The sequence below is a fragment of the Glutamicibacter sp. St.4D3 genome, from assembly GCF_059728615.1.
Genome location: NZ_AP039380.1, coordinates 3,274,798 through 3,287,419, shown reverse-complemented (window position 1 = coordinate 3,287,419; position 12,622 = coordinate 3,274,798). Strand labels below are relative to the sequence as shown.

The following is a 12,622-nucleotide window of genomic DNA, read 5'->3' as shown; positions in this document are numbered from 1 at the left end:
TATCCATGACCATCATTGAAGACGCGCCGACCACGGGTGCAAACCGCCACTCCGGCAATCCGGCTGCCGCCGAGGGCGCCCGGGCCACGGACGAGCAGATCACCGGTATCCGTAGTGGTCTGACGTATCAGTTATCCGACCGGGATCCGGAAGAGACCCAGGAATGGTTGGATTCCTTTGACCAGCTGGTCGAGTCGCAGGGCACCGAGCGGGCCCAGTTCATTATCCGGTCGTTGTTGCAGCGGGCCGGGGCGAAGTCGGTGGGCGTGCCGATGGTCACGACCACTGATTATGTGAACACGATCCCGGTGGATCAGGAGCCGGTGTTCCCCGGGGACGAGGCGATCGAGCGCCGGTACCGGGCGTATATGCGCTGGAACGCGGCGATCATGGTGCATCGTGGCCAGCACCCGGATATCGGGGTGGGCGGGCATATTTCCACCTATGCCGGGGCGGCAACGTTGTACGAGGTCGGGTTCAACCACTTCTTCCGTGGCCAGGACCATCCCGGGGGTGGGGACCAGATTTTCTTCCAGGGCCACGCCTCGCCGGGCATGTACGCGCGCGCGTTTTTGGAAGGGCGCCTTTCGGAGCAGGACATGGACGGGTTCCGGCAGGAGAAGTCGAAGCAGGGCCATGCCCTGCCCTCCTACCCGCACCCGCGTTCGATGCCGGAGTTTTGGCAGTTCCCGACCGTGTCGATGGGGTTGGGTCCGGCCAACGCGATTTACCAGGCCCAGTTGAACCGGTACCTGCACAACCGGGGCATCAAGGACACCAGTGATCAGCATGTGTGGGCGTTTTTGGGTGATGGTGAGATGGATGAGCCTGAATCGCGGGGGTTCTTGCAGCTGGCGGCCAATGAGCGGTTGGATAACCTCACGTTCGTGATCAACTGCAACCTGCAGCGCCTGGACGGGCCGGTGCGGGGTAACGGGAAGATCATGCAGGAGCTGGAGGCGTTCTTCCGCGGGGCGGGCTGGAACGTGATCAAGGTGGTGTGGGGCCGTGAGTGGGATGCCCTGCTGGATGCCGATGACACCGGTGCGCTGGTGGAGGTGATGAACCAGACCCCGGATGGGGATTACCAGACGTACAAGGCCGAGTCCGGCGCGTTCGTGCGTGAGCATTTCTTCGGTCAGCGCCCGGAAACCAAGGAACTGGTCAATCACCTCTCTGATGATGAGATCTGGAATTTGAAGCGTGGCGGGCATGACTACCACAAGGTGTATGCCGCGTATAAGGCCGCGACCGAGTTCAAGGGCAAGCCCACGGTGGTGCTGGCCAAGACGGTCAAGGGGTATGGTTTGGGCCCGCATTTCGAGGCCCGTAACGCGACCCACCAGATGAAGAAGCTGACCTTGGAGGACCTGAAGGGGTTCCGTGATCATTTGCGGATCCCGATCACCGATGAACAGCTGGAAGCCGACCCGTACCTGCCCCCGTACTACCGCCCCTCCCAGGACTCCGAGGAGCACCAGTACCTGATGGACCGGCGGGCTGAGCTGGGCGGGTTTTTGCCCGAACGCCGCCCGCACAACGAAACCCGGATCAGCCTGCCCGGGCAGAAGTCCTATGAGATCGCCAAGCGCGGGTCGGGCAAGCAGATGGCCGCGACCACGATGGCGTTCGTGCGTTTGCTGAAGGACTTGATGCGGGATAAGGACTTCGGGCACCGGATCGTGCCGATCGTGCCCGATGAGTCGCGCACGTTCGGGATGGACTCGTTCTTCCCCACCAAGAAGATCTACAACCCGGCCGGGCAGAACTACCTGTCGGTGGACCGTGACCTGGTGCTGGCGTACAAGGAATCGGCCTCGGGGCAGTTGATCCATCCCGGGATCAACGAGGCCGGGGCGGTGGCCTCGTTCACCGCGGCCGGGACCTCGTATGCCACCCACGGGGAAGCGTTGATCCCGATCTACGTGTTCTACTCGATGTTCGGGTTCCAGCGCACCGGGGACGCGTTCTGGGCGGCAGCGGATCAGATGACCCGCGGGTTCGTGATCGGCGCGACCGCTGGGCGCACCACGCTGACCGGTGAGGGGCTGCAGCACGCTGATGGGCATTCCCCGCTGCTGGCGTTGACCAACCCGGCGGTGGTGGCCTATGACCCGGCCTACGGGTACGAGATCGGGCACATCATGCGTTCAGGCCTGGAGCGCATGTATGGCGGGGAACACCCGGATCCGAACGTGATGTACTACCTGACGGTGTACAACGAGCCGATCATCCAGCCGGCCGAGCCGGAAAACGTGGATGTTGAGGGGATCATCAAGGGCATTTACCTGCTCAAGGAAGCCTCGATTGACGGGCCGCGCGCCCAGCTGCTGGCCTCGGGGGTCGCGGTGCCGTGGGCGTTGGAAGCCCAGGATATCCTGGCCACCGAATGGGGAGTGTCCGCCGATGTGTGGTCGGTGACCTCGTGGAACGAGCTGGCCCGGGAAGGTCAGCACTGCGACCAGGTCATCATGGACGACCCGGGTGCTACGCGTCCGACCCCGTACCTGACCGGTCAGCTGGAATCGGCGACCGGCCCGGTGATCGCGACCAGTGATTACCAGCGGGCGGTGCTTGAACAGGTGCGCCCCTACGTGCCCGGTGAGTACCACACCCTGGGAGCGGACGGGTTTGGGTTTAGTGATACCCGGGCCGCGGCGCGCCGGTTCTTCAAGATCGACGCGCATTCCCTGGTCGTCAAGACCCTGCAGGCGTTGGCTGAGCGGGGCGAGATCCCGGCTGATACCCCGATCAAGGCGCATCAGAAGTATGACCTGAACAACCCCAACGCGGGACGTTCGGGCAACGCTGGCGGCGACGCCTAACCACCCACCCAACGGTTCAACCGGCGGGACTCCCGGCAAACGGTGGCCACACCCCTTCCCCGTGAAGGCGCGTGTGGCCACCGTTTCCTATTCCCCGGCCATGGACTACTACCCTTGAAGAGCCCACAGAAGGAAAAATAAGGAGAGGCGTGTTCCTCGACGTACTCTATGGCGTATTGCCGCTGTTCTTCGTGATGCTCGTCGGTTATGGCGCGAGCTACTCACCGAAGTTTCCCGCCAGCGTCGAGCCAGCCCTGAACGTCTTTGTCTTCTACGTTGCCTTGCCCGCGCTGCTCTATCGTGTGGTGGCCCACGCGAATGTCAGCGAGGGCGTTCCGGGAGCCTTTTTGGGCATCAGTGCCGGCGCTGCCCTGGGATTCGCGCTCCTGTGTTGGGTGACCTACCGATACCTCGTGCGTTGTTCAGCGCCCCGCGCCATGGCCGGGATGCTGACCACCAGCTTCGGTAACGTCTCCTACCTGGGGATACCGGTGATCCTTGGGGTGCTTGGCCCGTCGGCGGGATTTGCCGCCGGAATGGGCCAGCTGGTGCACAACGTCATCTTCATGGTGGGGTTCCCCGTGCTCGCGCAGCTCATGCTGCCGGCTGGTACGGCCCACCCGCACAAGCCCAGCGGCGGGCGGATCCTGCGCACCATCCGCCGGGCGCTGGTTTACAACCCGGTGACGTGGGCCATGTTGCTTGGCGGCGCCGTTGCCATCTGGCAGTTGCCCGTTCCGGGGCCATTGGATGAGACCGTCGACCTGCTGGCCGCCGCGGCCGCTCCCGGCGCATTGTTCACCATTGGGTTGTCGCTGCGTCGCACTGTGCAGCGGTTGCGGCAACGCGGGGTACCGACCGGCGCCGGCGAACCAGGATCACGGGCGATGATGCCCTTGATGGTTTTGGGCAAGCTGGTGGCGCTTCCACTGCTGACGGTCGCACTGCTCCTGCTGCTGGCCCCGGAGCTGGATCCCTTGTGGTTCAATACCGCCATCTTAATGGCGGCGATGCCGACCTCGGCCACCGCGTACATCATGGCCCAGGCCGATACCGGGGACGGGGAACCCACGGCCCTGGCCATTGTGATTACGTGCGTGCTCTCCGTCGTTGTTCTACCCGTGCTCTCGCAGCTCTTCCTGAAATAGGTCGATACCATTCAACGGCAGCCATGAAGAAAACTGGGATCCGGTACCGCCGATTTCTAGTATCGAGCTGGATTTAGCTTCGGTCCGTGGCAGGTCGGCGGAATGTGCGCAATGACCCGTTAAAGACGTAAAGACCATGCCCGACGCCTCAGGGACATGATCTCTACGTGGTCTTGATGCCTCGCGGCCCGCACTCCTACCGGCGCAACAGCCGATCCCAGAATCCGGGGGTCACCTCGGTGATCTTCAACCGAGGGGAGAGGTCCGGGTCCACGCACGGAACAGGCTGGAACAAGCCGGTGCGCAGTGCCTCGGTGGCCGCGAGGACCATTGGCTCTTCCTTGGAACAATTCGTATTTGCCGATGAAATAGCGGTCATGCGACCCTCCTTGGGGTGATCGTAAATTCCAAGATGTGGAACTTAAGTTTTATTGTGTGAAAACAGTATGCCGGGCTTCCGAGGGCATTACAAGGGGTAAACCCAAAATTGTTAGTCAACGCGAGCAGAAACCCGATTAAGTCATACTTGTTAAACTTCGTGACCTGAACCACTTGACGGAACACCTGTGAGGTGGCTTACAGTAGTGGAACAAAGATTCCACGATCCAGAAACATCGAGTCGAAGCCGGCACTGCCAGCCGGTGGTAAGGGTGTCAGCGACCGGAACGTGGAGGTTCGACTTTTTCTGAAAGTAGCTGATCACCCATGGAACTTGCAGTGTTCAATTCGCTGGATAACTCTGAGGCCGCCGACGTCCTGCGCCCCTGCATTGACATCGACCGCTGGGTTAACGAGCTGATTGCTGCACGTCCCTTCACTGACGTCAGCGACCTCACGCAGGCCGCAGAACGCAGTGCCAATCCCTTTACCGCCCAGGAGATCGAAGCAGCCCTGGCCCACCACCCCCGTATCGGGGAGCGTGCGGCCGGCGAAAGCGCCGAAGCCAAGCTCTCGCGCAACGAACAGGCCGCCCTGAACCTGGACGAAGACGTCAACGCCCGCCTCATCGAGGCGAACCGGGCCTACGAGGAACGCTTTTCCCGCGTTTTCCTGATCCGCGCCGCCGGACGCACCACCGAGGAGATCCTCGCAGAGTGCCAACGCCGCCTGGGTAACGATGACGACACCGAACTTCGGGAAGTCGCCGAGCAGCTGCGGGCCATCGCAGTGCTGCGTCTTTCCAACGCGGTCCAGAACTAGACCGCCACCGACCTCACCAGAAGACGCCTTAACCAAGGAGTTAGTTATCAATGGCAGATGTTTCGACTGAACGCAGTCACATCACCACCCATGTACTCGACACCGGGACCGGGAGGCCTGCCTCCGGTGTCAAGGCCACGCTGGAAGCCAAGACGGCATCCGGCTGGCAAGAAATCGGATCCGGTTCAACCGATGCGGATGGCCGCATCAAGAACCTGGGACCGATACAGGTTGAAGCCGGGCACTACCGGGTCTCCTTCGAGACCGGCGCCTACTTCGGGAAGCAGGGAACGGAAAGCTTCTTCCCCGCGGTAAGCATCGACTTCTACGTAAACAACGTCGATGAGCATTACCACGTACCTCTTCTTATCAGCCCGTTTGCATATTCCACGTACCGAGGGAGTTAGAACAATGACTACCGAAGCAACCGCACCGGCAGCCACCGACACCAAGATTGTCCTGGGCCAGAACCAGTACGGCAAGGCCGAAGTCCGTTTGGTGAAGATCACCCGCGACACCGACCGTCACCAGATCCAGGATCTGAACGTCACCAGCCAGCTGCACGGCGATTTCACCGCCGCGCACATCGATGGCGACAACGGCCGCGTTGTCCCCACCGACACCCAGAAGAACACCGTTTACGGCCTGGCGCGCAATGGCGTGCGCTCCGTAGAGGAATTCCTGATCAACCTCGGTGAGCACTTCACCGGTGAGTTCGAGTGGATCACCGGCGGCCGCTGGGCAGCTGAAGAGTACTTCTGGGATCGCATCAACGATCACGACCACGCCTTCTCGCGCAACAAGTCCGAGTTCCGCACCGCCGTGCTGGAAATCAGCGAAAACGGTGAGAAGAACATCGTCGCCGGCATCGAGGACCTGACCGTCCTGAAGTCGACCGGCAGCGAGTTCCACGGCTTCCCGGTGGACAAGTACACCACCTTGAAGGAAACCAGCGATCGCATCCTGGCCACCGACGTCAGCGCCCGCTGGCGCTACGATGCCGAGGCCATCAAGGCCGGCATCGACTACGACGCGGTGTACAACTCGGTCCGCAAGCTTCTGCTGACCGCGTTCGCCGACACCCACTCCTACGCACTGCAGCAGACCATGTTCGAAATGGGCAAGGCCGTGCTGGAAGCGCACCCGGAGATCGCAGAGGTCAAGATGTCCCTGCCGAACAAGCACCACTTCCTGGTTGACCTGGAGCCGTTTGGCCAGGACAACCCGAACGAAGTGTTCTTCGCTGCTGACCGCCCGTACGGTCTGATCGAAGCTACCGTCACCCGTGAAGGTGTGCCGGCCAACCACGCCATCTGGGCCAACGTCCCGGCGTTTATCTAACCCAACTCCGTGCTTGGGATGTGCCCGTGGTGCAACACGGGCACATCCCGGCAGCGACTGACTACAAGGAGGTCAGCCATGAGCGCTGCGCACTCAGAATCTATCAAAAGGCAGCGTCCCGAGGACGAGAAATTACCTCTGGGCAAGACTTTTGCCTACGGTCTGCAGCATGTGCTGACCATGTACGGCGGCATCATCGCCCCACCCTTGATCATCGGCGGCGCCGCTGGCCTGAGCAGCACCGAAATCGGTGTGCTGGTTGCCAGCTGTCTGTTCGTTGGCGGCCTGGCCACCATCCTGCAGACCGTGGGCATCCCGTTCTTCGGGGCCCAGTTGCCGCTGGTGCAGGGCACCTCCTTCGCCTCGGTGGCCACCATGGTCGCCATCGTCAATGGTGGTGGTGGTATCCAGGCCGTGTTTGGCGCAGTGCTGGTCGCATCGCTCATTGGCTTCCTAATCGCCCCATTCTTTGCCCGCATCATCAGGTTCTTCCCTCCAGTGGTCACCGGCGTGGTGATCACGATGATCGGTGTCTCACTGACCCCGGTCGCCGCGAACTGGGCCATGGGCGGAGATGCCAAGTCTGAGGACTACGGCTCCCTGGCCAACATTGGCCTGGCCGCCGGCACCCTGCTGATCGTGCTGCTGCTTTCCAAGGTCGGCAGCGCGGCACTGTCCCGACTCTCGATCCTGCTGGCCATCGTCATCGGCACCGTTGCCGCGGCGATGCTGGGCATGGCTGACTTCTCCAATGTCGGCGAGGGCGCATTCTTCGCCTTCCCGCAGCCGCTGGCCTTCGGCTGGCCGGTCTTTGAAATCGGCGGCATCATCTCCATGACCATCGTGGTCCTGGTGATCCTGACCGAAACCACCGCCGACATCCTGGCCGTGGGCGAGATCGCCAAGACCAAGGTCGACTCCAAGCGCATCGCCGACGGCCTGCGCGCCGACATGGCCTCCTCCGTGGTGGCCCCGATCTTCAACACCTTCACCCAGTCCGCCTTCGCGCAGAACGTCGGCCTGGTGGCCATCACCGGCATCACCAGCCGCTTCGTGGTGGCCGCCGGCGGCGGCATCCTGGTGGTCCTTGGCCTGCTGCCCATCCTGGGCCGCGTGGTCGCCGCCATTCCGATGCCGGTCCTGGGTGGCGCAGGCATCGTCCTGTTCGGCACCGTGGCCGCCTCGGGCATCCGCACCCTGTCGAAGGTCAAGTACGACAGCGCGAACCTGGTCATCGTGGCCGCCTCAATCGCCTTCGGCTGCCTGCCGATCGTGAAGGGCGACTTCTACGAGAACTTCCCGACCTGGTTCGAAACCATCTTCCACTCGGGCATCTCCTCGGCCGCCATCATGGCCGTCCTGCTGAACCTGCTGTTCAACGAGTTCAAGCGCGGCTCGATGGGCAAGGACGGCTCGGTCTTTGCCGCCGCTCCGCCCCGCATGGTCAAGCAGGAGGAAATCTGCGGACTGCTGGAAGGCGACAGCTTCGAGGACGGCAAGCTGATCGACAAGGACGGGCAGGAGATCCCGGTCGTCACCAGCGAAGAGTTCGAGCAAGTGATGACGGGACAGATTGAGCTGCAACAGCTAAGCCAATCCAAAAGTTCAGGCCACTGACGCGACGGACGCTGAAACACCGGTCGAGGAGGACTCATCCTCCGAAGCCGGTGACGCGGACAGTGGCCCCCATCCAAGGCACTAGCCCGATACCCGGGCCTTGACCGAAGCCCCGACCACAGCAATGTGGCCGGGGCTTCGGTCCGTTAACGAGTAAGCTCGAAGCCGATTGTGGGGCGTTCGGGAAGTGTTCGGCCCGCAAAGGCGTTATGCCATCGACAGGCCCGCACCGGCGGGCCAAGAATTTCCTGGGGACATCCCGCCATGAGCAGACGGAGAGTCCCGGCAAGACCCTGAGCTGGAGCGCAACAGATAATGAGCATGGAAAACGCTGCCTGGCATTCGCTGTGGCGAATGTCAGGGGACAAGGGCAAGGCCTACGCGCCCACCACCCCACGGCGGGTCCTGGCCTTCGCGGCCCGCTACAAGAGCCGGCTGCTGGTATTCGTGCTCTTCTCGGTGCTCTCGGCGGTGCTGGCGGTCATTACCCCTGTCCTGGCCGGACGCATTGTCGATGAGATCGTCGCCCAGAGCAGCATCAGGACAATTCTGACCATTGCCCTGATCATCGCGGTGGTGGCGGTCCTCGACGCCGTGGTCTCCGTGGTGGTGCGCTGGTTCTCCTCCCGGCTGGGTGAGGGAATCATCTATGACCTGCGCACCGCGGTCTTCGACCACGTGCAAAAGATGCCGGTCGCGTTCTTCGCCCGGACCCGAACCGGCGCGCTGGTCAGCCGCCTGAACAATGACGTCATCGGCGCGCAGGCTGCCTTCGCCGGGACCTTGTCCGGTCTGGTGTCCAATAGCGTGGCGCTGGTGCTCACTGCCGGCGTGATGCTCTCCACCTCCTGGCAGGTCACCCTGGTGGCCCTGGTGCTGCTGCCGGTCTTCCTGCTGCCGGCCCGCCGCTATGGAAAATCCGTGGCCGTGTTGCGCAAGGAATCCGCCGAACTGAACGCCGCCATGGGCAACCAGATGACCGAACGCTTCTCCGCGCCGGGTGCCACGCTGATCAAGCTGTTCGGTCGCCCGGCCGATGAATCAGCACACTTTGCGCTGCGCGCCGGCCGGGTGCGGGACATCGGGGTGAAGACCGCGATGCGACAGTTCTTCTTCGTTGCGATGCTGACCCTGGTGGCTGCGCTCGCGCTGGCCCTGGTATATGGCTTGGGAGGCATGTACGCGGTGCGTGGGGCGTTGGCCCCTGGTGACGTGGTGGTTTTGGGAATGTTGCTGACCCGCCTCTACACTCCCCTCACCGCCCTGGCCAACGCGCGGGTGGAAATCACCAGTGCCTTGGTCAGCTTCGACAGAGTCTTTGAGGTGCTGGACCTCAAGCCGCTGATCACCGACGCCCCCGACGCGCGGGTCCTGGACCCCGGTCCGGTTCCGGTGAAGTTCTCCCACGTCTCCTTCGCCTACCCCAGCGCCGAGAAGGTCTCATTGGCGTCACTGGAGGACGTCGCGGTGCTGGATACGCGCGGTGGGCAGACGGTGCTGCATGACATCGACTTTGAAATTCCTGCCGGTTCCACGGTGGCGCTGGTTGGCTCCTCCGGCGCCGGGAAATCTACCATCGCCTCCCTGCTGGCGAGGCTCTACGACGTGGATAGCGGCAGTGTCGAACTTGCCGGAGTGGACGTGCGGAAGGTGACGCTTGAATCGCTGCGTGCCACTGTGTCGATGGTGACCCAGGATGGACACCTGTTCCACGAGACCATCGGCGCCAACCTGCGTTTGGCCAAGCCCGACGCCACGGAGGAGGAGATCTGGGAGGCGCTGGAGCGGGCCCGCCTGAAGCCCACGATCCAGGCATTGCCGGATGGGCTGGAAACCGTGGTCGGCGAACGCGGCTACCGGCTTTCGGGAGGGGAGCGCCAGCGGATGACCATTGCGCGCCTGCTGTTGGCGGCGCCGCAGGTGGTCATTCTCGACGAGGCGACCGCCGCACTGGACTCCGCTAACGAGGCCGCCGTGCAGGCGGCGCTCGGTGAGGCGCTGGAGAACCGCACCGCCCTGGTCATTGCCCACCGGCTCTCCACCATCCGCTCCGCCGATCAGATCCTGGTCGTGGAAGGTGGCCGCATCGTTGAGCGTGGAACGCATGGCGAGCTCCTGCGGCGCGCCGGCCGCTATGCCGAGCTGTACCGGACCCAGTTCTCCCAGGAGGACCTGATCCCTGGCGAGGGTGGGGAAGCGTCCGGTGTGCCAAGTCCTTCGCCGGTCTCCCGCGAGGGGTAGAACCGCTGTGGCGGACAGCAGGCATCCGGGGGGCGTCTGGGGCAACTTGTTTACTAGCTAGTAACTTATGGCTACCATGGTGATCATGGACACACAAGCAGTCATTCGTGAGCATGTGCGGATACCCGTAACCGTTCGTGACGGGGTGGCCGCGACCATTTACAAGCCCAGCCAGCAACCCGTGGGCGTGATGCTCGTTCACTCGGCGACCGCGACGCCGCAGGGCTTCTACCGGGCCTTTGCCGAATATGCGGCCGCAGCGGGCCTGCTGACCATCACCTATGACTTCCGCGGGACCGGGTTATCGGGTGAGGCCAAGGCCCACCCGCAAATCCGCATGCGGGATTGGATCCAGCAGGACGTGGCGGCCGTCGCGGACTGGGCGGCTGGCCGCTATCCCAACCTGCCGCACTACGCCATCGGGCACAGCGTGGGGGGACACGCGCTGGTACTGGACTACGGCACCGAGAAACTCAGCGCAGCGGTCGTGGTCTCCAGCCATATTGCCGCCATACGCACCATCAGCCCATGGCAGGAGCGTTTGCGGGTGCGCCTGGTCCTGACCGTCTTTGGGCCGCTGCTGACCAGGCTGCTGGGATACATGCCGGGCAAGAAACTGACGCTGGGTGAGGATATTCCGGCCGCCGCGCTGTTTGAGTGGTCCAGGTGGACGCAGAAGCGCGAATACTTCTTTGACGACCCGAGCATGGAAGCCGAAGCCCGCTCCGATCGGGTCAGGATTCCGGTGCTGGCGGTGGGGGCCAGCGATGATTTGTGGGCCTCGCCCAAACAGATGGACCGGCTCACTGCTCACCTGGGCAATGCGCAGGTTGAGCGCCGCACGGTAAAGCCCAGCGAGCTGGGGCTAAAGAAGATTGGCCACCACGGGCTGATGCGCCGCGGAGTGGGGGAGCAGGTGTGGGCCCAGGTTCTCAACTGGTTGCAGGAGCAAGAGCGCGCCACCGAGCTGGAGTCCCCGGCGGCCGCCTCGGCCTAAATCCGGATCGCGTCGGGCACCTGGCAGCGTGCTGCCAGGGGCCAGCGCCGCAGTGTCAGCCGTTGAGCCCGCAAGAGCATTCCCGCATCCCCGGTCTCCTGGGACATGTGCCAGAGGGCGTTGGCCAGATTGACGGCCCCGGCCTGCTTGGCCGCGGTGTCGTCGGCGGCCAATTCCACCAGCAGCAAGGTCGCCTGCTTGAGACGGTGTCCGGCGGAGAAGAAGCGCGGCAGGCACAGGGCGTTCAGCTCGGCGATGCGCACCACCCAACCGTGGCGGTGACGCAGGTGGGCGTATTCATGGGCCAGCACCGCCTGCAGCTGCGGGGCGCTGAGCAGGTCCTCAAGCCCGGTGGACACCAGGATCTGGGGCAGCCGCCCGGGCACGGCGCACGCGACCGGTTCGGCGACCTCGAAGCGCACGAAGGTGAACTCATCCCGCTTCTCGCGGGACACCGCAGTGGGCGCCATCTTTCGCAGGGTGGCACGCTGGGAGGCGTTCAACGGTTCGGTGAACGCGAAGACCAGGGCAATGATCGCACCGGCTACGGCCAAGGCGAGCCAGGAGAATACCGCGGTCGCCACGGCCTTGGTCAGGCTGGTCGAGGCGGTTGTGGTGACGGCGGCGACCACGAGGCTGACCACCATGGCGCCGGCGCACAGCGCGCCGATGAAGAATGAGCCGAACCAGCCGGCCAACGCCAATTTGGGCCGGCGTACCTGCCATTGGCCGGTGGTCAGGGCGACCGGGGCCAACAGCAGCAGGGCGATGGCCGTGACGCCGAAGCAGAGTGCAACCAACATGGTGGTTACCGGGTCTTCTGCTTCGCGCTCTTGGGGCCGATGGCCTGGCGCAGCAGGTCAAGGTGCTCATCGGAAAGGTTGCCGGCGAAGCGCAGCAGGGCCGCCTCACTGTCCGACGAGGCATTGAGTGCGGCGGTCATGGCCAGGCTGGTGTGCTCCCCGCCGGAATGGGTGGGCCGGAAGCGGATCTTGCGCGGGCCTTCCTCGATGCGGATGACCTGGCCCTTCTTTTCCAGCCGGTCCAGGGAAGTCATCAACGTGGTGTAGGCCGGGATATGCCCGGTGAAGACATCCTGAATTTCGCGGATCCCCAACGGTTCAGTGCTGTCCCACAGGATCTGCATCAGTTCGCGCTCGAGTTCGCCGCGCACGCGAGTAGGTCGACGAGTCATGAACACCTCCAGCCTTAATTCTACTAGGGCTGTCCAGTCCGCCCACTGTGAAGTTCGC

11 protein-coding genes are annotated in these 12,622 nt (G+C 63.5%); 8 read left to right on the top strand and 3 right to left on the bottom strand.

Going from position 1 to position 12,622, the window contains the following annotated elements:
- The first annotated feature begins 5 nt into the window (after positions 1–5).
- Entirely contained in the window at positions 6–2,825 is a 2,820-nt protein-coding gene (gene aceE, locus AC6I21_RS15090; RefSeq protein WP_497762808.1) for a pyruvate dehydrogenase (acetyl-transferring), homodimeric type, read from the top strand.
- 149 nt (positions 2,826–2,974) lie between these two features.
- Positions 2,975–3,973, top strand: coding sequence for an AEC family transporter (locus AC6I21_RS15085; protein ID WP_497762807.1), 999 nt, complete (start codon positions 2,975–2,977; stop codon positions 3,971–3,973).
- 196 nt (positions 3,974–4,169) lie between these two features.
- Here AC6I21_RS15085 and AC6I21_RS15080 read toward each other — a convergent pair whose 3' ends face one another.
- Positions 4,170–4,352 (bottom strand): hypothetical protein, encoded by a 183-nt coding sequence (locus tag AC6I21_RS15080; protein WP_138176192.1) that lies wholly within the window; start codon positions 4,350–4,352, stop codon positions 4,170–4,172.
- A gap of 326 nt (positions 4,353–4,678) precedes the next feature.
- Here AC6I21_RS15080 and uraD point away from each other — a divergent pair, with 326 nt between their 5' ends.
- The 6 genes from uraD (at position 4,679) to AC6I21_RS15050 (ending at position 11,369) form a co-directional block, all read left to right on the top strand.
- Positions 4,679–5,173: a 2-oxo-4-hydroxy-4-carboxy-5-ureidoimidazoline decarboxylase gene (gene uraD, locus AC6I21_RS15075; RefSeq protein WP_138176194.1), complete on the top strand. Its 495-nt coding sequence runs from the start codon at positions 4,679–4,681 to the stop codon at positions 5,171–5,173.
- A gap of 50 nt (positions 5,174–5,223) precedes the next feature.
- A complete protein-coding gene (gene uraH / locus AC6I21_RS15070) occupies positions 5,224–5,580 on the top strand; it encodes a hydroxyisourate hydrolase (RefSeq protein ID WP_054820935.1) in 357 nt (118 codons plus the stop codon).
- Between the two features lie 4 nt (positions 5,581–5,584).
- Positions 5,585–6,514 carry a factor-independent urate hydroxylase gene (gene pucL / locus AC6I21_RS15065; protein WP_054820934.1) on the top strand — a complete coding sequence of 310 codons (930 nt, stop codon included), beginning with the start codon at positions 5,585–5,587 and terminating at the stop codon, positions 6,512–6,514.
- A gap of 78 nt (positions 6,515–6,592) precedes the next feature.
- Positions 6,593–8,131 (top strand): nucleobase:cation symporter-2 family protein, encoded by a 1,539-nt coding sequence (locus tag AC6I21_RS15060; RefSeq protein ID WP_138176196.1) that lies wholly within the window; start codon positions 6,593–6,595, stop codon positions 8,129–8,131.
- A 315-nt stretch (positions 8,132–8,446) separates the two neighbouring features.
- Complete coding sequence (locus tag AC6I21_RS15055) at positions 8,447–10,372, top strand: ABC transporter ATP-binding protein (RefSeq protein ID WP_497762806.1); 1,926 nt, start codon at positions 8,447–8,449, stop codon at positions 10,370–10,372.
- Between the two features lie 85 nt (positions 10,373–10,457).
- The gene (locus AC6I21_RS15050) at positions 10,458–11,369 is read left to right on the top strand and encodes an alpha/beta hydrolase family protein (RefSeq protein ID WP_138176200.1); all 912 of its coding nucleotides are present in this window, start codon (positions 10,458–10,460) and stop codon (positions 11,367–11,369) included.
- Here the strand turns inward: AC6I21_RS15050 and AC6I21_RS15045 are convergent.
- Both AC6I21_RS15045 and AC6I21_RS15040 read right to left on the bottom strand, forming a co-directional pair.
- Positions 11,366–12,172 (bottom strand): M56 family metallopeptidase, encoded by an 807-nt coding sequence (locus tag AC6I21_RS15045; protein WP_138927022.1) that lies wholly within the window; start codon positions 12,170–12,172, stop codon positions 11,366–11,368. The two genes, AC6I21_RS15050 and AC6I21_RS15045, sit on opposite strands and share 4 nt — an antisense overlap.
- Positions 12,173–12,177: 5 nt before the next feature.
- A complete protein-coding gene (locus AC6I21_RS15040) occupies positions 12,178–12,564 on the bottom strand; it encodes a BlaI/MecI/CopY family transcriptional regulator (protein ID WP_054820938.1) in 387 nt (128 codons plus the stop codon).
- Positions 12,565–12,622: the final 58 nt, after the last annotated feature.